The 21,271-nt window shown below is 46.2% G+C and carries 26 protein-coding genes; 15 read left to right on the top strand and 11 right to left on the bottom strand.

The window, feature by feature from the left end:
- The 4 genes from LRL21_RS10175 to LRL21_RS10190 are packed head-to-tail and all read right to left on the bottom strand — an operon-like array spanning position 1 to position 2,362.
- On the bottom strand, positions 1 to 1,317 hold the full coding sequence (locus tag LRL21_RS10175; protein WP_240415669.1) for a phage tail sheath family protein: 1,317 nt from the start codon (positions 1,315 to 1,317) through the stop codon (positions 1 to 3).
- Positions 1,318 to 1,527, bottom strand: a complete 210-nt coding sequence (locus LRL21_RS10180) for a hypothetical protein (protein ID WP_240415670.1) — start codon at positions 1,525 to 1,527, stop codon at positions 1,318 to 1,320.
- Positions 1,524 to 1,964 (bottom strand): phage tail terminator family protein, encoded by a 441-nt coding sequence (locus LRL21_RS10185; RefSeq protein ID WP_240415671.1) that lies wholly within the window; start codon positions 1,962 to 1,964, stop codon positions 1,524 to 1,526. The genes LRL21_RS10180 and LRL21_RS10185 overlap by 4 nt, the downstream gene beginning before the upstream one ends.
- Positions 1,961 to 2,362 carry an HK97 gp10 family phage protein gene (locus LRL21_RS10190; protein ID WP_240415672.1) on the bottom strand — a complete coding sequence of 134 codons (402 nt, stop codon included), beginning with the start codon at positions 2,360 to 2,362 and terminating at the stop codon, positions 1,961 to 1,963. Before LRL21_RS10190 ends, LRL21_RS10185 begins: the two co-directional genes overlap by 4 nt.
- Before the next feature lie 565 nt (positions 2,363 to 2,927).
- On the opposite strand from LRL21_RS10190, the gene LRL21_RS10195 reads away from it, so the two are divergent.
- Positions 2,928 to 3,371 carry a DUF1641 domain-containing protein gene (locus tag LRL21_RS10195; RefSeq protein WP_240415673.1) on the top strand — a complete coding sequence of 148 codons (444 nt, stop codon included), beginning with the start codon at positions 2,928 to 2,930 and terminating at the stop codon, positions 3,369 to 3,371.
- Between the two features lie 27 nt (positions 3,372 to 3,398).
- Positions 3,399 to 4,577 (top strand): NAD(P)/FAD-dependent oxidoreductase, encoded by a 1,179-nt coding sequence (locus LRL21_RS10200; RefSeq protein WP_240415674.1) that lies wholly within the window; start codon positions 3,399 to 3,401, stop codon positions 4,575 to 4,577.
- Between the two features lie 56 nt (positions 4,578 to 4,633).
- Here LRL21_RS10200 and LRL21_RS10205 read toward each other — a convergent pair whose 3' ends face one another.
- On the bottom strand, positions 4,634 to 5,533 hold the full coding sequence (locus LRL21_RS10205; protein ID WP_240415675.1) for an NAD(P)-dependent oxidoreductase: 900 nt from the start codon (positions 5,531 to 5,533) through the stop codon (positions 4,634 to 4,636).
- Between the two features lie 21 nt (positions 5,534 to 5,554).
- Positions 5,555 to 5,995 carry a DUF3052 domain-containing protein gene (locus LRL21_RS10210; RefSeq protein WP_240415676.1) on the bottom strand — a complete coding sequence of 147 codons (441 nt, stop codon included), beginning with the start codon at positions 5,993 to 5,995 and terminating at the stop codon, positions 5,555 to 5,557.
- A gap of 208 nt (positions 5,996 to 6,203) precedes the next feature.
- On the opposite strand from LRL21_RS10210, the gene LRL21_RS10215 reads away from it, so the two are divergent.
- The 6 genes from LRL21_RS10215 to LRL21_RS10240 all read left to right on the top strand — a co-directional run bounded on the left by LRL21_RS10215 (position 6,204) and on the right by LRL21_RS10240 (position 12,381).
- Positions 6,204 to 7,949 carry a cache domain-containing sensor histidine kinase gene (locus LRL21_RS10215; protein ID WP_240415677.1) on the top strand — a complete coding sequence of 582 codons (1,746 nt, stop codon included), beginning with the start codon at positions 6,204 to 6,206 and terminating at the stop codon, positions 7,947 to 7,949.
- Position 7,950: 1 nt separating this feature from the next.
- On the top strand, positions 7,951 to 8,709 hold the full coding sequence (locus LRL21_RS10220; protein ID WP_240415678.1) for a response regulator transcription factor: 759 nt from the start codon (positions 7,951 to 7,953) through the stop codon (positions 8,707 to 8,709).
- A gap of 123 nt (positions 8,710 to 8,832) precedes the next feature.
- Entirely contained in the window at positions 8,833 to 10,182 is a 1,350-nt protein-coding gene (locus tag LRL21_RS10225; protein WP_240415679.1) for an ABC transporter substrate-binding protein, read from the top strand.
- 119 nt (positions 10,183 to 10,301) lie between these two features.
- Positions 10,302 to 11,174 carry a carbohydrate ABC transporter permease gene (locus LRL21_RS10230; protein ID WP_240415680.1) on the top strand — a complete coding sequence of 291 codons (873 nt, stop codon included), beginning with the start codon at positions 10,302 to 10,304 and terminating at the stop codon, positions 11,172 to 11,174.
- Positions 11,164 to 12,006: a carbohydrate ABC transporter permease gene (locus LRL21_RS10235; protein WP_240415681.1), complete on the top strand. Its 843-nt coding sequence runs from the start codon at positions 11,164 to 11,166 to the stop codon at positions 12,004 to 12,006. Before LRL21_RS10230 ends, LRL21_RS10235 begins: the two co-directional genes overlap by 11 nt.
- A 90-nt stretch (positions 12,007 to 12,096) precedes the next feature.
- Complete coding sequence (locus LRL21_RS10240; RefSeq protein ID WP_240415682.1) at positions 12,097 to 12,381, top strand: hypothetical protein; 285 nt, start codon at positions 12,097 to 12,099, stop codon at positions 12,379 to 12,381.
- A gap of 40 nt (positions 12,382 to 12,421) precedes the next feature.
- Here LRL21_RS10240 and LRL21_RS10245 read toward each other — a convergent pair whose 3' ends face one another.
- Positions 12,422 to 13,624, bottom strand: coding sequence for an MFS transporter (locus tag LRL21_RS10245; RefSeq protein ID WP_240415683.1), 1,203 nt, complete (start codon positions 13,622 to 13,624; stop codon positions 12,422 to 12,424).
- Between the two features lie 229 nt (positions 13,625 to 13,853).
- On the opposite strand from LRL21_RS10245, the gene LRL21_RS10250 reads away from it, so the two are divergent.
- From LRL21_RS10250 to LRL21_RS10265, 4 genes are all read left to right on the top strand, one after another.
- Positions 13,854 to 14,432: a TetR/AcrR family transcriptional regulator gene (locus LRL21_RS10250; protein WP_240415684.1), complete on the top strand. Its 579-nt coding sequence runs from the start codon at positions 13,854 to 13,856 to the stop codon at positions 14,430 to 14,432.
- Positions 14,433 to 14,823: 391 nt separating this feature from the next.
- Positions 14,824 to 15,462 carry an NAD(P)H-dependent oxidoreductase gene (locus tag LRL21_RS10255; RefSeq protein WP_240415685.1) on the top strand — a complete coding sequence of 213 codons (639 nt, stop codon included), beginning with the start codon at positions 14,824 to 14,826 and terminating at the stop codon, positions 15,460 to 15,462.
- Positions 15,463 to 15,572: 110 nt separating this feature from the next.
- Positions 15,573 to 15,947, top strand: coding sequence for an ArsR/SmtB family transcription factor (locus LRL21_RS10260; protein WP_275900680.1), 375 nt, complete (start codon positions 15,573 to 15,575; stop codon positions 15,945 to 15,947).
- Positions 15,948 to 15,961: 14 nt separating this feature from the next.
- Positions 15,962 to 16,411, top strand: a complete 450-nt coding sequence (locus LRL21_RS10265; RefSeq protein WP_240415686.1) for an SRPBCC family protein — start codon at positions 15,962 to 15,964, stop codon at positions 16,409 to 16,411.
- A gap of 170 nt (positions 16,412 to 16,581) precedes the next feature.
- On the opposite strand, the gene LRL21_RS10270 is transcribed toward LRL21_RS10265, so the two are convergent.
- The 3 genes from LRL21_RS10270 to LRL21_RS10280 are packed head-to-tail and all read right to left on the bottom strand — an operon-like array spanning position 16,582 to position 18,457.
- Complete coding sequence (locus LRL21_RS10270) at positions 16,582 to 17,355, bottom strand: DODA-type extradiol aromatic ring-opening family dioxygenase (protein WP_240415687.1); 774 nt, start codon at positions 17,353 to 17,355, stop codon at positions 16,582 to 16,584.
- Entirely contained in the window at positions 17,352 to 18,023 is a 672-nt protein-coding gene (locus LRL21_RS10275) for an alpha/beta hydrolase (RefSeq protein WP_240415688.1), read from the bottom strand. Before LRL21_RS10275 ends, LRL21_RS10270 begins: the two co-directional genes overlap by 4 nt.
- A 47-nt stretch (positions 18,024 to 18,070) precedes the next feature.
- On the bottom strand, positions 18,071 to 18,457 hold the full coding sequence (locus LRL21_RS10280) for a DoxX family protein (RefSeq protein WP_240415817.1): 387 nt from the start codon (positions 18,455 to 18,457) through the stop codon (positions 18,071 to 18,073).
- A 305-nt stretch (positions 18,458 to 18,762) separates the two neighbouring features.
- On the opposite strand from LRL21_RS10280, the gene LRL21_RS10285 reads away from it, so the two are divergent.
- Both LRL21_RS10285 and LRL21_RS10290 read left to right on the top strand, forming a co-directional pair.
- Positions 18,763 to 19,299, top strand: a complete 537-nt coding sequence (locus LRL21_RS10285; protein ID WP_240415689.1) for a helix-turn-helix domain-containing protein — start codon at positions 18,763 to 18,765, stop codon at positions 19,297 to 19,299.
- A gap of 79 nt (positions 19,300 to 19,378) precedes the next feature.
- Positions 19,379 to 19,915, top strand: coding sequence for a hypothetical protein (locus tag LRL21_RS10290; protein ID WP_240415690.1), 537 nt, complete (start codon positions 19,379 to 19,381; stop codon positions 19,913 to 19,915).
- Positions 19,916 to 19,967: 52 nt separating this feature from the next.
- Here LRL21_RS10290 and LRL21_RS10295 read toward each other — a convergent pair whose 3' ends face one another.
- Positions 19,968 to 20,477: a GNAT family N-acetyltransferase gene (locus LRL21_RS10295; RefSeq protein ID WP_240415691.1), complete on the bottom strand. Its 510-nt coding sequence runs from the start codon at positions 20,475 to 20,477 to the stop codon at positions 19,968 to 19,970.
- A 169-nt stretch (positions 20,478 to 20,646) separates the two neighbouring features.
- On the opposite strand from LRL21_RS10295, the gene LRL21_RS10300 reads away from it, so the two are divergent.
- Positions 20,647 to 21,219, top strand: a complete 573-nt coding sequence (locus tag LRL21_RS10300) for a dihydrofolate reductase family protein (protein WP_240415692.1) — start codon at positions 20,647 to 20,649, stop codon at positions 21,217 to 21,219.
- The last annotated feature ends 52 nt before the right edge of the window (positions 21,220 to 21,271 follow it).

Genomic DNA, 21,271 nt, shown 5'->3' on the forward strand with positions numbered 1-21,271 from the left:
TTAGCTCACGCTCACTTTCATATATACTTTTTCAATGCTGTCCACAGGTTGAACAGCTACTTCCACATATACACTGTCAGCATCCGTACCTTGAATAATTTTTACATCGGTCGCCGAATTGACGTTTTGCAGAGCATTAAGACCTTCCAAAGTTTTGAGGTACGTAATGTACTCATTCCATAGCAAATCCCGTCCGTCCGCGTTGTTATCGACCTTACCGCCGTAATATAGATCAAATATTTTTTTGAAATCGTTCGCGATGCCGTCCAGTACACGAATCACTCGATTTTTGGAGAACGGTTTACCTTTGTCCGGTGTAAAGCCTGTGAACGTATTCAGATCGACCTCAACCTTGGTTTTACCCTGATTCGGGGTGAACAGGAATTCTCCCGCAATGATCGCCGCTTCAATCTGGGCGTTCGTATATCGAGTGCCGACATCCACCGCATCATCGTATGCATCGTAAGTAAGTGATTGGCTCATCTGTGCCGCTGCAGTTGCCGCCGCTACCCACACGGAAGCCTGGGCTGCCGTAAGGCTTGTACCATCGGAGAGCTTAACCCCATTTTTGACGCTAATTACACCCTCATGATTTGCTGATGCATAGTTTTCAGTAACAAATTGAACTTTTTTACCTTCAACATCGCGCAGGCGTTTGATGAATGCCGTGTATAAAGCTTTCAGGTCATTCGCTGTTCCCGGGTAAGCCACAGTATTAAAATCCTGCAGTTCAACCGCAGCCATATAATCGATATGATCAGCATTGGTTACTGTTCCATCTGTGCCACCGACCAACGGGGCACCTGCAGTAGCAGCCAACATACCTGTTCCGCTAAATACGATCCAATCATTGCTGACGAGCCCTGCGATACTGGACACCGTCTGGATATTTTTCTCCACACCTGCAAGCAATGTTTTCACATCGAACTTGTCATTGTCATCGACATTAGTCTGGATAACCACCGTCAAGTCATTACCACGCAGCCCACCGTGCTTCGCCGTCGCCGTCAGGTTCCCTGATGTGACAGCAGCTTTGGTACCATTGTTCAACCGATACAGCAGCACGGTTCTGGCTCTCTTGAATGCTTCACGAAGCAGCAGCATTTGCGATGAAGAGATATCATAGCCCAGCAGGGCGGATACATCATCCCCATTAGTAATACTCAAAATTTGCTTGGATGGGCCCCAGCCGAGCGATAGCGCCATCGTCATAATACCGCGCTCCCCCACTGCTCCTACTGGCGTACCTTGACCGACGAAATTGATATAAGTGCCTGGTCTTACTTTATTTTGTGTAACCCATGTGCCTCCAGCCATTTACTCCACCACCTTCAATAAGAATGTATTTACAATATGATCTACCTCAGCCTCGGTATACAACTGATCCTCTTCCAGCAGCGCACTCAGCATATCCTTTTGTTGTGCGGTATATTTTTTGGCCGCATGGAGCTGCTGCTTGGTAAACGTAGGCGACACTGCTGTGTTTACCAGTTCTTTTACTTCCTCGTAAGCTGGTTCTGTATTCATCGTATGTGTCCCTCCTGCTCAATGGTTTCCATTAAAGATGGAACGGTTTCCTGCTCTTGGATCAGGCGAATGCTAAAGCTGATATAAAACTGAAGCACCTCGTCAACGACCTCATATTTCATGCCGCTTCCCCGATACAGGACGTTATCCGATACGACGCATTCCATCTGGCTATACAATCGTTCACCCATCCTTAGGCAATCCGCTCTCTGCGTCAAACTGCCTGGGTCGGGGAAAAATTGAATTGCGTATGTCATACTGCGCCGATATCTCCGGTTGATTTCCTTTTGCTGCGCGCTTTCCACAAGACTAACCAAAAAAGCTGGCTTCTGTGCGTCTCCAGCCATTTGCTCACTGTACCTTCCATAGCCGGGCTCAAGCACTTCCAGCCTTGCTAGCATGCCGCTTTTGATATCCTCACTGATCACAAGCTTCACCTCCAATACCGATCTATGAACTTCTGCAGCTTTTGCTCCAGCATATTCGGCAGCTCGCGTTCCAATTGCTCCACGGAAACAGCCAGCATGTGCTTGCCTGGTACCCACTCATGAAGATTTGGCGTATGATATCCATATTCGACATTCGAAGCGTTGGGATCCGTGTTGCTGACCTCGATCCGAACGTCTGATCCTGTTCTCCGAACGGGTCCAACAGTCCAGCTCTTTCGAAGATTTCCCGCATCCGTCGGTGTCAGGGCTACCGCTTTGGTCCGAAGCTCTGCTGCCAATTCCTTCATACACTTTTCCTCAAAGCCTGAAAAGGACTGCTTCAGCTTCTGTAACTCCTGCTGCTTCTTTTTCCATTTCCTGAAATCAAAATCACCAAGTCGGCTCATAGATTGTCCATCTTCATCTTCGTATTCGCCAATCTGATCTCTGTGATGCGGTTAACACACCTTTCATCGATCCTCTCTCCTTCAAGCCCCGTAGGTAACCCGAAGACCGTAGGAAGTGATGTCCTGTTCTTTAACGACGACAGTACCCAAACGTCTGAAGCCTCCACTATACCCTCACCTCATCCTGATAAATGAACGACGAAAAATAAGAACGTTTGTTCCCATCTTACTTATAGGTGGCAATCGTAAGGGGCGGTTTTAACATCATAATGGACCAGAAATCACATCATAATTCCCCCTACAGCAATAACTCCAGGAACACTGAATAATTTGTAATTAAATGATGAAAAAACTATTGTCTCGCGGCGCTATAAGGTATACAATATAGCTTAGCAATTACTTGGTTCGCAGCAGCTTAGACACGGAAACCTTCTAACTTCTATGTGATTTTTTTCACAAGTGAATGGATAATATAATAATAACCTATATTATATTTCATATAGATCGCGGAATATCGTTTTTTGCTACTTGCGAACAATTCAGATGAATAAAGGAGGAACAAAGAATGGCACAAACCACTGCTCAAGTATCAGAACAAGAAGTTTCTGCAGCCCCGGCAACCGTTAAAGCAGACGTATTGGATCAATTGTTAAAACCTGAGGTACAAGAGGCATTGACCGTATTGGTCGATCAACTGCCACGACTTACGGAAATGATGACTCTGCTTACCAAAACATATGATTTGGCTAATAAAGTAGCCAACGACCGTGTATTGATTCAAGACATGGTAGGAGGCATTCAAGAAGTCGTTAAACCAATCGAGGAAAAAGTAAAAGGTTACGCATCGGCTGCTATTGAAGCCAACGATCGCGCTGATCAAAGCGATGCCACAATCGGCCTATTTGGCATGTTAAAGCTGCTTAAAGATCCGGAACTGCAAAAAATGCTTCGTTTTAGTCAAGCTTACCTTGATATTTTAAGCGAAAGAAAAAAGCAAGATCACCTATAAAACCTATTGCCAGAATGGAGGATAAACGTGAGTAAACAAATTTTGATCTTGGGTGGCGGCTACGGCGGCTTGTTAAGCGCTCTTTCCGCTCGTGCCCATCTAACGCATGAAGAAGCAGAAATTACTGTTATTAACCGTGTGGGCTCGCACCAAATTATTACTGAGCTGCACCGTCTTGCTGCAGGCAATGTCGCCGAGAAGGCAGTAGCTTTGCCATTGGAAAAGCTGCTTAAAGGAAAACAGATCAATGTGGTGGTTGGTACGGTTGATGAAATTAATGTGGAAGAACGCAGAGTGCTTCTTTTGGGTGGCAAAACGTTCAGCTATGACGCTTTGGTGCTCGCTCTGGGCAGTGAAACCAACTATTTCGGTATTCCAGGTCTGCAGGAAAACAGCTTCACGCTGAAATCCGTTGCCGATGCCAACCGTTTATTTGCACATGTGGAGCAAAGCATTCGCAATTACAGCAGCACCAACAACAAAGCAGACGCTACTTTCGTTATCGGTGGCGGAGGCTTGACAGGCGTTGAGCTGGTCGGTGAGCTTGCTGATGAGCTGCCGGGCATTTGCCGTAAATATGGCGTCGATTTCGCAGACGTTTCACTGTATCTGGTTGAGGCTATGCCAAGCATTCTGCCAATCTTTTCTGCTGAGCTTATCGAGCGTGCAACGGTCAGCCTTCAAAATCGCGGTGTTGAATTCTTGACGGGCCTTGCGATTACCGAAGTGAACGGACCAACCGTAAGCCTCAAAGACGGCAGAACGATTGATACCAGTACATTGGTTTGGACTGGCGGCGTACAAGGCAGCTCGCTGGTAGCAAATTGTGGAGTTGAAGTGAATCGTGGTCGTGCAACGGTTAACGAAGCGCTGCAATCCGTTTCCCATCCTGATGTATTCCTCGCTGGCGACTGCGCAGTCGTATTTGGACCTGAAGGACGTCCGTTCCCGCCAACTGCACAATTGGCTTGGCAAATGGGTGAGCTTGCTGGCGCTAATATCGCTGCTCATTTCAAAGGCACAACTATGGATAGCTTCAACCCTGTATTCTCAGGAACATTGGCAAGCCTTGGCCGTAAAGATGGTATCGGCTCCGTAGGTGGAAGCGGTATTGAATTAAAAGGTACTCCGGCATCCTTGATGAAAAAAGCGAGCAACGCCCGTTACTTGTCCCACATTAACGGATTGTTTGCCCTTGCTTATTAATAAGCTGGCTATGCACTCAAGCCCCTCCACAGCATATTTGTTGTGAAGGGGCTTTTCTACTTTCTTTCCACCTTGGTCCCCGTTAGCAGCTCCAGAGACAAGATCACAGCAGACATGTCCAGCTCCCCAAGCTGCTGCTCCACAGCCTTATGCAGAACAGCTTCCACATGATTGCCCGTAGCTTCTTCTATTCCAGCTTCCACGACGAGTCGGTTAGCTAACCCGACATCCTTAAGCAGGTACTTCAGAGCGCCCCCGGGTTGAAAGCTGCGATCCAGAATATGCTGCTCAACATGGCGTCGCAGCATACGGCTATCCCCGTAGCTTGTGGAGAGAATTTGATACAGCTGCTCGGGGTTGATTCCATAGGCACTGCCTGCTGCCATAGCTTCTGCAGCTGCTAAAGTATGTGTGGCAACCAAATATTGATTCATCAGCTTGGCTACGCTGCCCAAGCCCGAGCTTCCCAAATACTGCACATTGGAGCCTAATTGTTGAAGCACAGGCAAGCATTGCTCATAGGCATCCGCTTGTCCACCCACCATGATCGTTAAGGTACCTCGCTCTGCACCTTCCGGGCCGCCGCTCACAGGTGTGTCCAAATAAACCAACTTATACGATGCCGCCTCCGCACCTAACTGCACACTCAGCTCGCGACCGACGGTTGTAAAGTCCATACAGATGGCTCCGGGTTTCGCTTGTTTAAAAATACCCTGCTCAGCCATATACAATGCCTGAACATCCTGCGGCATCGATAGACAGGTACATATCATGTCAGCCCGCTCTACAGCTTCCCCAATTGTCGCCGCACGGCTCGCCCCGAGCTGTATCAGCGGTTCTACCTTTTCCGCCGAACGGTTATATACAGTGACCTCGTATCTGGCTTTAACCAGTCGTGCCGCCATTCGGGAGCCCATGACCCCCACCCCAATAAAGCTAATCCGTTGCAGTTTCATCACCCTCCAGCTTGGTATGTTCTATGTATGGTTTTCCTGGATCCGCTGCTTGCCCTTATCGGTTACAGCAGACGTTCTAACCATATTCTTAATTCGATCCACATGCCGAAAGCGCAGTGCAGACCAGTCCTCATCAATCGCGATCTGACGTACCGGCTCAAATCCCTCATCGGCGAGCAGTACAGCTACAGTCTCCCTGCTGCAATCCGAGCCTTTATAAGCTTTGGATGTTTTTTTCGGATAACACAGCCATAGGAGGCCGTCATCCGCCAGGACCGCGACTCCCAGTCGAGCGGATGTTTGAAGCGAATCATTGCTGATTCCGAATACCTGTACGAGCGGATACGAATCGCGAAGAGCCTCCCGGTCGACCTCACCTTTAAAATGTGTGATCACTTCCTCCTCATACACCTGAGGGGCATTCATAACAAGAACGGCCTCCCCCTGGTCTTTGTATTGCATTTTCTGAAATAGCGGATGTACACTCAAATCTGTCACCTTCTCATGGAATGATTCGTAACAAGCGGCCTTACCCAACCAATGGTTTTGTCCACCCATTTATCATACCATATTACGGAAAAATTACTTATGTGATACGATAGCAGCAAAACACCGGGGTCCCAAGCCTGCAGCCTTCCAAATAAGAAACCTTTAGGGGACGTGATCGATCTTGCTGGTACATCTTAACCGTACATTTCTTTCGCTCCGCACGAAATTTATGATCTTGTTCATGGCTCTGATTACAATACCGTTCATGATCAGCGGTGCTTTCACGTATACGAAATACGCGGCGAATGTCGAGCAAAGCACCAAAAATTACACACTGCAGATCGTCGATCAAATTCGGATTAATCTGGACCGGTATGTGAAGGAGATCGATAGATTGACCCTGTCTCCGCTGTATGATCCCAACGTCCTTGCCATTCTGAAAAACCACAGCAGCTCCTATCAGAAAGGGGTCTATTTGACTGCTGAGGAACAGTTTAAAATGAATTTGTTTATCTCCTCAATGGCATTTGAGCGGTCAGAAATTGAAAGCATTCTCATCTTCACCGACGACGGCAGCCTGTTCAGCAATTCGGATACGAGCGTCATGAACTATTGGTCGCAGGATACGAATAACTGGATGGCAGACGACATCCTGGAGGACGGCGGGCTGACGATTAATCCCCCGCATACGGTCTCCTATTACACCTCTGGACCAAAAACGGTCGTATCCTTGTCACGCCTGATTCGTGAGCCCTATACCCATAGCAAAATTGGCTATATCAAGGTCGATCTCAAAACGGAAGGCTTTGAAAACATCTTTTCCTCGGTTCAATTCGGCAATAACAGCAAGCTGTACATTTATGATCAAAAAGGGACGATCCTGTATCCCCAGGCTTCGACATCGGAGCCTGACCTGAACGATCCAGGATTATTAAGCGCCTCCACCCGCTCCAAATATACAGGGCTGCAAATATGGGGCCAGATTCCACTCGCGGAGCTGCGAAAGGAAGCCAAGGAAATCACCAGCTACACCTTGATGATTTCCCTGATATCGCTCGCGGCGGCTCTGCTGCTGGCTGTCCTTTCCTCCGATCGTTTGGTCAAGCCTATCCGGCATTTGCAGAGTAAGATGGAGCTGGTCAAAAAAGGTTTTTTCAAAGAGCGGGCCATCGTGTCCACTCATGATGAGATCGGGCAATTGACCGAAGTGTTTAACCGGATGGTGGGAGAAATTGAGCGCCTCGTGCGCGAAGTGTATGAAACCAAATTGCGCGAACGGGATGCAGAAATATCGGCGCTGCAGAGCCAGATGAATCCCCATTTTCTGTACAACACCTTAGAATCGATCAATATGATGGCAGTCAGGCATCATCATCTGGCGCTCTCGGACGTCGTAACCAATCTGGGCAAATTGCTGAGATATACCGTTGATAAACGCCAAACCTTTGTATATTTTCGTGACGAGGTTCGATTTGCAGAAGCTTATATGCAAATTCAGGAGCTGCGCAGCGGTGATCGTTTGCGTGCGGAAATCTTCATCGATCCTTCACTGCAAACCGTGCTTGTGCTCAAGCTGATCCTGCAGCCGCTCGTAGAAAACGTTATTGAGCATGGCATGGGCAGCGAGCCGGTGACCATCAGGATCAGAGCGGTAACGGAAAACGACGACCTGATCGTATCCGTGGAGGATGATGGTTTGGGGATGGACGAAGCAGAGATGGAACAGGTGCTGCGGCGCATCGACTATGCCGGGGAAGCTCCGCACATCAAGCAGCAATTCGGGCACAAGAGCAGCGGTTACGCGCTTCGCAACGTCCATCAGCGAATCCGGCTTTTATATGGAAAGCCTTACGGGCTCGTCCTGCGTAAAAATGCACATAAAGGAATGACGGTGCTCATTCGATTACCGTTCCAATGGGAGGAATAACATGTATAGCATTATGCTTGTTGAGGATGAGGATCTGATCAGACAAGGCTTGAAGACGCTGATTGAGGACGTTATCGGTGGATTTAAGGTTACACAGGAGGCTAAGAATGGCCGGGAGGCTCTGGAAGCGATGAAACGCTGTCTTCCTGATTGCATTATTACCGATATTCGTATGCGGAATATGAATGGTCTTGAAATGATTGAGCAGGTGCGGCACAATTTTCCCGATATCGCGATTCTGGTAATTAGCGGCTATGGGGATTTTGAATACGTAAAAAAAGCACTCCGTTTCAAGGTCGATGATTATTTGTTGAAGCCGGTCGATAGAGTGGAATTGACGCAATATTTAACCAACCTCAAGGTACGACTGGATGAAAAGAGCAGCAGCGTAGGCCACAAACATTCGCTTGCACCTGACGCTCCCGTGGAGGAGAACGAGAAGAAAATTATCCGTGAGGTCCGGGAAATTATCCATGCCCATCTGGGGCAGGACATCTCTCTTCAATTCATTGCCAACAAAGTACATATGAATACTCAATATTTATCGTATTTATTCAAGCTGGAAACCGGACAAAACTTTGTCGATTATGTAATTCAATGCCGTATGGAACGGGCCAAGCAGCTGCTGCAGGATACGAATTTAAAGGTTTACGAAATCGCCAAGCTGTCGGGATATGACAATGCCAAATATTTTATGACCGTGTTCAAGCAGCTGACCGGTACTACCCCTTCGTATTTTCGGGAAAGCCACCCACGCTAGCCTACGCATAACACTCGAAATTTTGAACCATAACTCGAATCTTTTGGATTTTTCCGGGTACGGTTTTTCACTATTATAGAGGTGTAAGCGCTTATAAAAGTGATCCATAAAGGGGAATCGAACATGAAAAGAAGGTTGTCGATGGTTTTATTATCTGTATTCGCCCTAAGCTCCATCATCGGGTGTTCAGCAGGAGTGGACACAGCCAAGGAAACGACGGCTGCGCCGAAGCCGGGAGAAGTCAAAACGGCGGACAAGGATACGGCTAAACCCAAGGAAGAGATCCTGCTAAAGGTCGGAATGTGGGGAGAAAACGATTCACGCAAAAAAATACTGGAGGCGTACGTCCAGCAATTCACCGCCAAAAATCCGCATATCAAGGTAGAGTTCATGCTTGTTCCGTTTGCCGATTACCAGCAAAAGCTTTCCATTATGGTCGCCTCCAGAACGGCACCGGATCTCGTATGGATGTCGGATAAAATGATTCCGCAGTTTATCGAAGCCAAGCAGCTGGCAGATATCTCCGAGATTCAGAACGATAAGGTCTATGATTTTAACGATAACATCCCTTCGAGCTTTCAACGCTTGAAAAAAGACGGCAAGCTCTACGGTGTACCCTTTCTGAACCCGCCGAAGGTCATCTTCTATAACAAGACGCTGTTTAAGGAAAAAGGACTCAAAACCCCGTTGGAGCAGTACAAGGATGGCAAATGGACCTACGATGAATACATCCAGGCGGCCAAGGCGATCAGCGACCCTTCCAAGGGCATTTACGGAAACTTCCTGATCACAGCCAACGGCTGGAAGGCTTGGGAGGATGCATTCCTGGATACCTTCTGGGCTTACGGAGCTGACTTCATGAATGAGGAAAGCACCAAGTTTATGTTGAATAGTCCTGAGGGTGAAAAAGCCTTTCAGCTCATATCGGATATGATGTTCAAGGATCAAACTCATCCGAAGCCAGGGGATCAGATCACCTTCGAAGGCGGGAAAATCGGGATGTCCCGGCAAAATTACGCTTATGTGAATACAGCCAGAAATATTAAAAATTTCGAATGGGATATCGCTCCGATGCCCAAAGGTCCGAACACCGATGCACCGGCAGCAACAGGACTCGCCGCTTATTCCGTCATGCAGGAATCCAAGCATAAACCGGAGGCTCTCGAGCTGTTGAAGTTTATGACAAGTAAAGAGGCTATGACCGAGTTCGCCTTCATGTACGTGCCGAACCGCAGCTCCGTCCTGGCTTCAGATGCGCTGACCAAGGGCTTCGAATCCCCAACCAAGGAAGGCATTAAAGCGGCGCTGATCGATCCGATGAATGGAAAGCTCAGAGCGCAAAACGCTCATAAAAACTGGCAGCAAATCGATGTGAAGGTTCAGACGATCATTGACCTGCTGTATACCCGCAATATGACGCCGAAAGAAATGCTCAAAAAAATGGAGGAAGAAGTCACCCCGTTGATGAAATAAGCAGCACGTAATGTCAGCTTAATGACATCCCCCTTCGCCAAGCCCGCGCTTGGCGATATTTCTTGAACCTATTTTACCGAAGGAAGGAACCGTCTCCCTTGTTAAACAGTGCGAAATTCATGCAGCGCGAGAAATGGTACGGTTATCTGTTCATTTTACCGATGGTGATCGGTTATGCGCTATTTTTGTTAGGTCCTATCATTGCGGCATTTACGATGAGCTTTACCGATTGGTCGTTAATTAAGGAAGAGCAGTTCATTGGCCTGGGCAATTATATCAAGGCGTTTACCAAGGACCCTGTTTTCTGGAGCACCGTATGGAATTCGCTATACTTCACGCTTGTATTTGTACCGCTTAATATCGTGCTGACATTGGCCTTGGCCTTATTGCTCAAGGATAAGATTTTGGGTCTCGGCTTTTTTAGAACCGCTATTTTCACGCCAGTCGTCACCTCGATTATAGTATGGGCAACCGTCTGGAAATATATTTTCCAAACTGATAACGGACTCGTCAATTCCATATTGCGCATAGTAGGCGTGACGGGACCTGCTTGGCTCTATGATCTTTCCCTGGCGATGCCGACGGTTATTATCGTGACACTGCTCAAGGGGCTTGGGATCAACATGGTGATCTTTTTGGCGGCGCTGAACGATGTCCCCCACATGTACTATGAGGCAGCCAGGATTGACGGGGCCAGCAGGTGGGCAACCTTTCGCAACGTGACGCTTCCGCTGATCACGCCCTCCGTGTTCATGGTCGTCATGATTACGATGATCGGATCCTTGAAGGTATTCGGGCAAATTTACGTGCTGACCGGAGGCGGACCGGGAACAAGCACCTATGTGTTCGTCTATTATATTTATGAGCAGGCGTTCAAAATGTACGAATTTGGTTATGCCTCGGCGGTAGCGTTTATCCTGTTTTTCATTATTTTCGTATTGACGATCCTGCAATGGAGCTTGAGGAGAAGGTGGGTGCATCATGAGCAATAAAAAGTGGTCAAAAGCTGCAAAAGTCATTCCGAAATACACAGTGCTGCTGGTGATTACCAGCTTTATTCTGATTCCGTTTTATTGGATGGTCAGCACATCGCTGAAGGATTTCCAGCAAGCCTTATCGTTTCCACCGCAGTGGATACCGAGCCCTATCCATTGGAGCAATTACTTTGACCTGTTTGCCAAGCAGCCCTTTCATTTGTATGTATTCAACAGCTTGTATATCGCCGCTCTGGTCACAGTCGGAACCTGCCTGTTTGCCGCGCTGGCCGGTTATGCCTTTGCCAAGATCGCCTTCCCATGGAAAAATGCTACTTTTCTGATTCTTCTGAGCAGTATGATGATTCCTACAGAAATCACTACGATCCCCTTGTTTATATGGTTGTCCAAAATCGGATTGGTGGACACGCATTTTCCGCTTATTGTCCCTCCGATGCTTGGAGCTGGCGGGATGTTCGGTGTTTTCCTGTACCGTCAGTTTTTTATCACGATTCCGAATGATCTCGATGAAGCCGCCAAAATTGACGGCTGCACGCCATGGACCACTTTTCGCAAAATCATGCTGCCACTGGCCTCGCCTGCGATAGCTACCTTGTCGATTTTGACTTTTTTGCACAGCTGGAATGAGTTTTTTGAGCCATTGGTGTATTTGAACAGTAGTAAGCTGTTCACCATTCCGCTTGCGCTTTCTTTATTCACCTCGGATAGCGGAACCGAATGGCATCTGGTGATGGCTGCTTCGGTTGTGGCCACCCTCCCGCTGCTCACGGTATTTTTCTTTGCACAAAAAAAATTTATCGAGGGAGTAGCCATGACAGGCTTAAAGTAAGCATGCTGTTTACCATGCATAAAATCCAGTTATTTTGCCATAGTAAAGAAGTAGTTCTCTTGCCTATTACGATACCTGGAGGTTATGGATATGGCCAAACATACAGAAACGAGCTGGAAGCCGGACAAACCGATCAATCAGCTGTTCAATTCCGTCAATAAAGTAACGAGTGCTGTAGAGCAAGCGGCCTCGCATCCCAGTGAGCAGATGATTGAGCAAGCACATAATGCGTTGGAGCGGGCAGATAATGGACTGACAAACACACTTAAAATCGAAGATAATGAAGAGGCGCTTCAGCAGCTGCAGGAACAATTGGATGACAATCGTGAGCTCTTGCAGCAGGCGGAAGCTCAAGCTATCAAGAACGAACAGTAGGATTACTAACAAAGGGTCTGTCCATTTGGGACAGCCTTTTTCAGTTTGATGTTGCCGTTCTTTTCTCAGTGAAAAAGTAAAGCAAGGCAATAATCGGCATAAAGAATCCGATAAGAGAGGTAAAGCTCCAGCCCCCGTAGGCATAAGCCCAACCGCCCAATGACGAGCCTATAGCTCCGCCAATGAAAAAAACAGCCATGAATAGTCCATTAAGACGCCCTCTCGCCTCGCTCCCCAATGAATAAATCACACGTTGCCCAAGAACAATATTTCCTGATACGGCCATATCCAGTGTGATTGCTGAAATATAGAGCAGAATAAGAGCTGTAGTTGAATGGCTATTGAAAAGATGGATCAATAAAAAGGACAAGGCGGCAATGACCATAGCGAGCCCGGTTAACCATTTGCTCCACCCTTTATCCGCCAACCTCCCGGCAATCGGAGCTGCGATAGCGCCTCCTACACCAACTAAGGCAAACCACGCAATACCCGTTTGAGACATTCCGAAATCATCGGCCAATCGTAAAGGAACGACGGTCCAAAAGAGACTGAAGGCTCCAAACAAATAGGCTTGATAAAAGGCACGGCGGCGTAATGCAGGTGTTTGTTTGAATAAGGTGCCCAAGGAGATCATTAATTTACCGTAGGAAACCGATGGCGATGGTTTGCGTTTTGGAAGAACAAACGCTAGCAGAACAGCCAATAACGTGATCAAAGTTGCCGATAAAACAAACACAGCCTGCCAGCCCCATATGCTGGTTATAAAGCTTGCTGCCGGCCTGGCAAACATAATTCCAAGCAATAGACCGCTCATCACATTGCCAACTACACGGCCGCGCTTTTCTTCAGACGCTAAATAGGTCGCATACGGCACCAGAATTTGAGCAACAACAGATCCAATACCGATAAATAAAGACGCTGTCAGGAATACCATTGCATTGGGTGCGATTGCGGCTACCAGCAGTGCACCGACCGCTACCATTAGCGATACAACTGTAAGTCGGCGATTTTCAACAATATCGCTGAGTGGTACGAGAAACAGGAGTCCTACAACATACCCGATTTGAGTTAAGGTGACGATCAGCCCTGCCGCTGTGGAAGAAAGGCCCGTAGATACACGGATAGGACCTACTAGGGTCTGAGCATAATACAGATTGGCAACGATAAGTCCACACGCGGCCGCCAACAAAAACATCATCCAGCTTGATAGGTCGATATTTTCTTTCATTTGTTCCTCTTTCATGATAATCCTCCTCATAATTGTTTTCTGAGCGTGCGTCAGCACCATTAGTCATAGAACTACTACATTCACTTAATAAATACTGAACGTACAGTTTGCTAATTGATAATCAAATCATATACTGAACGTATCGTTTTGTAAATAGGTGTTTTTATTTTTCTTTTGAGATGAATCTTAGTATACTGAACGTATAGTTTATTTTAGGGACAATTTATTAAAGGGGAGATTAAGCTTGCAGGGCAAAAAAGGGCGGCCTCGAAATGTTGAAACGCAAAATGCTATTCTTTCCGCTTCTTATTCTTTATTGTTGGAAAATGGATTTGGTGGGGTCACGGTTGAAAAAATCGCTGATCGCGCGAAGGTGAGCAAAGCTACGATTTATAAATGGTGGCCTAACAAGGCAGCCGTAGTTATGGATGGTTTTATGTCTACGGCCACAGCAAGATTGCCGGTGCCTGACACCGGATTAGTATTCGATGATATACTCAACCATGCCACAAATTTATTGAAGTTCTTAACTAGTCGGGAAGGTATCATCATTACGGAGCTATTAGGCGAAGGACAATTTGATCCGGCATTGGCGGAGGCCTATCGGACCCGATATTTCCATCCTCGCCGGATGGAGGCCAGGAAGCTGCTTGAACAGGGTATAGAGCGCGGGGAGTTGAAAAATAATCTCGATATTGAATTAAGCACGGATCTCATATATGGGCCGATTTTTTATCGTCTGCTGGTAACAGGTGATCAACTGGATGAGTCCTTTGTGCAGCAATTGGTCAAAACCGCATTTGCTGGCATCCGCTCGTCATGAACCGAGCCCACCGGGACTGCATAACTAGATGAAAGTATATACAAAATAGGACGGCATTTCATTCTCGAGTTTTCAAATGAAATGCCGTCTTTTTGCTTACCGTTTACAGTGAGTGAGTCTTCTAATGCCATAGGTCAAGATCTGTTTCTCAAAAATGGGAAACTGTCTCGTTTTAGGTTTTAGGAACTTTTTCAGTACCCCCTCGTAAGATGCAGGTGTTTCTGCTTGATATTAGATAAAAACCGGCCTATATTTAAACATGTAGTTAAATAACCAAATGGTTAAATATTGATTTGAAATCTTTAATAATGTTTTCACCTGGGATCGAATGGAAAGCTATCGTTTGCATGGGAGCACGACCAAAACTAAATCGAAGGTAGGGTATTTAATTATGGCAACCGTATTGTATATCACAGCAAATCCGAACGATCAAGAAGTATCTTATAGCTTAGCTGTAGGAAAAGAATTTATACAGGCTTACCGCTCAGCCAATCCGCATGATGAAGTTATACATCTTGATCTATATAAAAATAATATTCCGCAGCTTGATGCCGATATTTTTAGCGGTTGGGGCAAACTGGGAGCAGGCGCTGCTTTTGAACAATTGACCGATGCAGAGAAAACGAAATTAAGTCGTCTTGGTGAACTGGTTGATCAATTTGTTGCTGCCAATAAATATGTATTTGTAAATCCGATATGGAATTATTCATTTCCGCCCGTTATGAAAGCATACATCGACTCCGTCTGCGTTGCAGGCAAAACTTTTAAATATACGGATAAAGGTCCGGTTGGCTTGCTAAGTGATAAAAAGGCGGTTCACATTCAAGCAAGCGGAAGCGCATTGTCTTCAGGCTCAGCTTTAGCAGACTTTGAAATGGGTCACCGCCACCTGGACGCCATTATGAAGTTCTTTGGAGTTCCTAGTTTTGAAGGCATCTTTGTTGAAGGTATGGCTAAAGCCCCTGACCAAGCGCCAGCAATTAAAGAAAAGGCAGTTCAAAGAGCGCGCGCAGTCGCCCGGAGCTTCTAACAATCCTGCGTACACGAGCCGAGCTGGATTCAGGCCAACCCTGAGCCTTTCGGCTCTTTTTTGTGCGTTCTCCGGCTGTCTGCCTGGTCAAAATTTGCAGGTGTCTCTGCTTGACAATAAATAAGAATCGGCATAAACTTAAACACATGGTTAAATATAACAATGAAATCCTGGATGATGTTTTCCACGTGCTTTCTGATCCGACGAGAAGAGAAATTATAAAACGACTAGCCGTTGGAGAGATGACGGTTATGAATTTGGCTAAGCCTTTTGAAATGTCATTACCAGCTATCTCTAAACATCTGAGGGTTTTGGAAAAGGCTGGTATCGTTTCGATTCGAAGGGAAGGAACTTATCGATATTATTATTTAAATCCGCAGACAGTGGACAGTGCCCACGAGTGGCTAATGGACTTGAGGAAGTTCTGGACTTCGCAATTGGTTAACCTTGAACATTTTTTGGACAATCAATCCAATGAAGACTAACGGAGGCTCCATCAATGATAACAATGCTGAATGGGAAATATTCGCTTGCACTTCATCACGTTTACAACGCGAGCAAGGAACGAGTATTTCTAGCTTGGACGAAGAAAGAACAGTTACAGCAATGGTGGGGGCTGGCAGGCTTTACGACGACTGTTGAACAAATGGATGTTACAATAGGTGGGAAATACCTATTCCATATGCAAGCTCCCAACGGTAAGGTTTATACTTTAGAAGGCTCGTATGTTGACATTGTTCCGAATGAAAAGCTATCGTTTACCTGGAAGTGGTTGAATGATGGAGTCGATTCAGAGGAAACGCTTGTTACGATTGATTTTGTCGAAAAGGACAATAAAACGGAGCTTGTTATTACGCATTCCGATTTCTCCACGATGCAAATAGCGAAAAAACACAATAACAACTGGACCCATTCTTTAGAAGGCGGCTTGTCTAACTACTTTAATTAAGAAGGTAATTTCATTGGAGGGCACAAGCCCTCCTTTTACTTTTCCACTTCCAATTTCATCAAACCGGACGTGAGATTTTCTCTCATCCGGTTTTTCGCTGTTCTTCTTTCTTCCGCGTTACGGTACTTTCCTTGAGAATATCCTCGCTAGTTATCATCACTATGCTAATATCAGTCAAACTTCCAGCAGCTTAAGCTCAGGTTTCCATATTGGTAACTGCGGTGGACCAGCGAAGCGGACCGATTAGCATCTCCGGTGCCCATCGCCAGCAGCAATGGAATAAAATGCTCAGGAGTAGGCACCGCTTCCTTGGCGTGAGGAGCCAACTGCTCATACCGAAACAACGAATCCAGGTCCCATGCCTTCAGCTTCTCTTCCAGCCACCCGTCAAATTGTGCTGCCCAATCGGTCGTCCGTGATGCTCCCCAATCCAGTCTCCGCAAATTATGAACCGTGCCGCCGCTGCCGATGACCAGTATATCCTTTTCCCGGAGTGAAGCTAGTGCTTTGCCGATCCGATACTGCTCCGCGTTCGACAAATGCCGATTTACGGATAATGCGATTACCGGGATATTTGCCGCTGGATACATCAAATGCAGAAGAACCCAGGCGCCATGATCCAATCCGCGCACGCTGTCGAGGCTCGCAGGGATTTGCTCCTGTTGAAACAAGACTTGAATCTCCTTAGCAAGCTCAGGTTCGCCAGAAGCCGGATATTGGACTTGATACAGCTCAGGCTGAAATCCGGAAAAATCATAGATCGTTTCGTATGGTGCTGAAGAAGCCGACACCTGTTGCTGTCTGCTTTCCCAATGCGCGGAAAAAAGCACGATCGCTTTGGGCTTAGGATAATCTGCAGCAAAATTGTTGAGGAGTGCTGTGTAGTCGTTATGTTCGAGTGCTAGCGATGGTGCACCATGAGCAATAAAAAAAGAAGGTATCATTGTAAGGCTCCTTTACCGGATATTTGAGCTGCTGCATCCTGCCTGATCCAGCGTGTAAAGTCTTGTTGGTTCTCCAGAGACACACCGTGTGCTGAAGGATACGTTATATACGTAACATAATGAGATAGCTGCCGGAAAAACTCATGATTATTATCACCCAGCTGCTTCGGAAAAATCGGGTCATGCTCGCCATGGGATATGAAAACGGACAAATTAGTTATCGATTGAATCTGATATTCATCCTTGACGAAGGTCGGGATGTATCCATTTAAAGCTACGATCCCTTTTATTCGTTCGCCCATGGTCAAAGCCAAACACATGGAAAGCACAGCACCCTGGCTGAAACCAAGCAAATAGCGGCGGGCAGGATCAATCGCATATTGGGTAGTTGCCATTTCAATAAACTGCTCCAATTGCTGCATCGATTGGTCAAAGTGTTCACGTATGGGATTGCCGATGCTTTTGATATGGAAGTACGCAAAGCCGCTGCCTTGAGGAAGATGTCCCCGAATGCCAATCACAATAAAATCATTGCTTAAATTGCTTAGTAAACCAAGCATATCGTGCTCATTCGAACCGAGTCCATGGAGAGCAAAAATAACCGGATATTTCGTTTCAGGATTGTACTCATCAGGCAATTTGACATCGTAGATATAATCGATAGACATAGGATCATTCCTCTAACTGGTTTATTTTCATGTCATTGAAGATGCTGTTATTGGTTTTTTGTTTTGAACAGCAGCCGATCCAGTCCCACCCCGCGCTCATCTGCAATAGCCAAATAACCGGCCATAACCAGCAGCGCCAGATCCAGCTCATACCCAGCCATCTGACCGTTCCCCAGCAGCCCTACCGGAAGCTTCACCGTTACGATCGCCCCGACAAGCATAACCATAAAGCCGATTGCGAAATAGCGGGTTGCGAATCCGATGATCAAGGCAATTCCACCAATGAGCTCCAGGTAGGCAACCACATAAGCAACAAATTCAGGAAGACCGATACTGCCAAACCACCCTGCCGTATTGCCAAGCCCCATCTGGAATTTGGAGATACCGTGTGCCATAAACAAAATACCTAATAAGACTCTCATGATCGTTACCATTGTTGTTGTCTTCAAGTGAATAACACTCCTTTGGGATTTATATTCAAGTTATCGGATATAAAAAGCTGCTTCATAGCTATGAAACAGTCGATATAAGTAGTTTACTGTATATATTTTATTCATATTACAAAACCTTTATCTACCAAGATTGAAATTCCATCTCTAATCCTCCTTGTTAGTATTCTAATACGATACTTATATCTGTAACAACAAAATAAATCTATCATTACATCATTGGATTGTCAATAAAAATTTGCTATTATGAATAATATATATGTATTACAAAACCAAAGGAGTATACGACTATGGATATCGGATCTACGATTCGGGCGATACGCAAGCGAAAGAAACTAACCATTCCACAGCTGTGCGAAGGAACCGGACTTTCCAAAGGCTTTATCAGCAATGTAGAAAATAATAAAACGTCCCCTTCCATTGCTACTCTAGAAAGCATTGCCTCCTTTCTCAAGGTTCCCCTTCCTTATCTGCTGCTGCAAAAAGAACAGCGGATGCAGGTCGTGCGGCAGGCAGAACGACAGCACACCACGACCGGCATAGAAAAATTAAAGGTCGAGCATCTCTCTACACAAGGGAATCTGCGCATGCGGATCGTCGAATTTCCTCCAGGCGCATCGACAGGGGATCATCCACATGCTCATGAAGGAGAGGAATGTCATTTTGTCTTGAACGGAACCGTCGTAGCTGAACAAGGAGAGGACAGCGCCGTGCTGGAGCAGGGGGATTCCTTTAGCTGGAATGCGAGTGTCCCTCATAAAGTAACCAACACCCGGGACCAACCCGCGTTAGTGCTGATTGCTGTTTACAGGGAACTGGATTCTTGAACCATAGAAATCGACCTCTATCGTCTTGTATGCTAAAATTTAATAGCAGCTTATTCCAAATTCGAGGGAGACAATGACCATGATGCCGACTGAGAAGGATTTAGCTTTTCTTTTTGAGAGAGATGAATCTCAACTCCAACACTTTCTGCACAATCATAAGAACGTTTTCGAGCGTTATGGGATGACGGAGACAGATTTCAAGGAGCTTGCGTCCGAACCGTTAGACCAGCAGGTGATTCAGGCTTTTGCACTTGTATTCGCGAAAGCGATTGATTGGCGGGAATATGATGACGAAATTGTTCGCTTGCTTGGGGAATCGATCCCGGAGGAGGTAGAAGTCGAAAATACGGATGATGGATTGCAGGTGACCTACGATGGGCAGGTTTATCCCATTAAGCTGAGCTTCTCTCCTCAGGACCGGTATATAACCATTAGAGGCTTCGCCGCTATTCTTAAAGACAAATATGAGCCACGTCTTATTACGGAATCTTATATGTCTGACACGCATGAAATCCTGGTGCTTCCGAACGAAGTCTGGCAGCGGATGCAGCAGCAATATCCAGCTCAATTAGAGTCCATGTTTATGATTATCCACGATACATTGGATTTTCCTTAATACAATTACACTATTATTCCCGTTAGATCGCGCTTTCTTCAGCCGCGCAGACTTAACTAAAGCTTTTATAATAATATATCGTTGCGTGTAATTCCCCAGTGGCAGACCTCGCATATTCCGGAATCCGTCCAGCTTGAATATAACCTATGGAAGCATACAGGAGATTGGACGGATCTCCTTCTCTTGTATCGAGAACCAATATCGACCTGCCTTCCTGCCTGGCCCTTTCTTCGGCCTTGTTCATGAGCGAACGACCAATACCATGACGTCGATACTCGGGGTGAGTCATCAATTTGGCAATTTCCGCTCTATGGTCGCCATTCTGCTTCGTGCATAAATGCAGCTGGACACTTCCGACTACCCGCTTGTTAGTTACAGCGATAAATAGGATCACCTCAGGACTTAATACACGTTCCCAATAGCGAGTCGCCTCAGAAAGCTCCAATGGAGGCAAAAAACCAATCGATGCTCCCTCTTCTACTACCCGGATCAGCAGCTCCGAAAGCTCACTTTTATGCTCTTCTATCGAAAGCACTTGTTCGATTCGCACTTCATTAGCCAATACAATCACCTCTAATTAGCAGAATATTATCTTACTTATTTTAACATAATAAGCAGCAATCTATAAGAAACCTCGTCCTCTTGTACATGCTACAATATGATTAGACAGCTTCTACAGCTATCAGACTGATCCTAACCGACAGGATAGTGAGCATAAGGAGGCAAATAGCATGAGAAAGGTTATCGTGTTCAATAGTATCTCTATCGATGGCCATTTTGCGGGTCCAAACGGTGAAGTGAATTGGTTCATTCATGACCCTGCAGTCGATAAAGCCGCTCATGAGATGATGAACCCGGATACAATCCTCTTTGGCAGGGTCACTTATCAAATGTTTGAAAATTATTGGCCTCATGTAGCGAGGGACCCTCATGCATCTGAGGGAGCTCAGATCATGGCGAATGAATTAAATCAAATGACCAAAGTGGTTTTTTCAAAAACTTTGAGAGAGGTTACCTGGGAGAATTCGAGGCTGTTCCACGGTCATTTGACCGCGGAAGTAAGGAAGTTAAAGCAAGAAAAAGGCGCTGATATGACTATATTTGGCAGTGGCACGATTGTACAGCAGCTTGCCAATGAAGGATTGATTGATGAGCTCTTGATCGTGGCAACGCCGGTTGTTATAGGAACGGGAAAACCGCTATTTAAAGATGTCAAAGAAATGAAGCTCGAATTACTAGAATCCAGGCATTTTGATTCCGGAATCGTATTGCTTCACTATAGAATTGCTACAAAGGGTCCTTGAACAATTAAATCTACAAAAACGAAAAAGGAGCTTTGCCACTCAAGTCGGGGCA

The sequence above is a fragment of the Paenibacillus periandrae genome, assembly GCF_022458865.1.
GTDB lineage: Bacteria > Bacillota > Bacilli > Paenibacillales > NBRC-103111 > Paenibacillus_S > Paenibacillus_S periandrae.

Excerpts from the sequence above, each read along its gene's own strand:
- LRL21_RS10245 (WP_240415683.1), bottom strand. The coding sequence starts at position 13,624 with ATGAAAGAGGAACAAATGAAAGAAAATATCGACCTATCAAGCTGGATG.
- LRL21_RS10240 (WP_240415682.1), top strand. The coding sequence starts at position 12,097 with ATGGCCAAACATACAGAAACGAGCTGGAAGCCGGACAAACCGATCAAT.
- LRL21_RS10255 (WP_240415685.1), top strand. The coding sequence starts at position 14,824 with ATGGCAACCGTATTGTATATCACAGCAAATCCGAACGATCAAGAAGTA.
- LRL21_RS10285 (WP_240415689.1), top strand. The coding sequence starts at position 18,763 with ATGGATATCGGATCTACGATTCGGGCGATACGCAAGCGAAAGAAACTA.
- LRL21_RS10300 (WP_240415692.1), top strand. The coding sequence starts at position 20,647 with ATGAGAAAGGTTATCGTGTTCAATAGTATCTCTATCGATGGCCATTTT.
- LRL21_RS10270 (WP_240415687.1), bottom strand. The coding sequence starts at position 17,355 with ATGATACCTTCTTTTTTTATTGCTCATGGTGCACCATCGCTAGCACTC.
- LRL21_RS10180 (WP_240415670.1), bottom strand. The coding sequence starts at position 1,527 with ATGAATACAGAACCAGCTTACGAGGAAGTAAAAGAACTGGTAAACACA.
- LRL21_RS10175 (WP_240415669.1), bottom strand. The coding sequence starts at position 1,317 with ATGGCTGGAGGCACATGGGTTACACAAAATAAAGTAAGACCAGGCACT.
- LRL21_RS10225 (WP_240415679.1), top strand. The coding sequence starts at position 8,833 with ATGAAAAGAAGGTTGTCGATGGTTTTATTATCTGTATTCGCCCTAAGC.
- LRL21_RS10195 (WP_240415673.1), top strand. The coding sequence starts at position 2,928 with ATGGCACAAACCACTGCTCAAGTATCAGAACAAGAAGTTTCTGCAGCC.
- LRL21_RS10265 (WP_240415686.1), top strand. The coding sequence starts at position 15,962 with ATGATAACAATGCTGAATGGGAAATATTCGCTTGCACTTCATCACGTT.
- LRL21_RS10280 (WP_240415817.1), bottom strand. The coding sequence starts at position 18,457 with ATGGTAACGATCATGAGAGTCTTATTAGGTATTTTGTTTATGGCACAC.
- LRL21_RS10190 (WP_240415672.1), bottom strand. The coding sequence starts at position 2,362 with ATGAGCCGACTTGGTGATTTTGATTTCAGGAAATGGAAAAAGAAGCAG.
- LRL21_RS10235 (WP_240415681.1), top strand. The coding sequence starts at position 11,164 with ATGAGCAATAAAAAGTGGTCAAAAGCTGCAAAAGTCATTCCGAAATAC.
- LRL21_RS10205 (WP_240415675.1), bottom strand. The coding sequence starts at position 5,533 with ATGAAACTGCAACGGATTAGCTTTATTGGGGTGGGGGTCATGGGCTCC.
- LRL21_RS10210 (WP_240415676.1), bottom strand. The coding sequence starts at position 5,995 with ATGCAATACAAAGACCAGGGGGAGGCCGTTCTTGTTATGAATGCCCCT.
- LRL21_RS10290 (WP_240415690.1), top strand. The coding sequence starts at position 19,379 with ATGATGCCGACTGAGAAGGATTTAGCTTTTCTTTTTGAGAGAGATGAA.
- LRL21_RS10230 (WP_240415680.1), top strand. The coding sequence starts at position 10,302 with ATGCAGCGCGAGAAATGGTACGGTTATCTGTTCATTTTACCGATGGTG.
- LRL21_RS10275 (WP_240415688.1), bottom strand. The coding sequence starts at position 18,023 with ATGTCTATCGATTATATCTACGATGTCAAATTGCCTGATGAGTACAAT.
- LRL21_RS10220 (WP_240415678.1), top strand. The coding sequence starts at position 7,951 with ATGTATAGCATTATGCTTGTTGAGGATGAGGATCTGATCAGACAAGGC.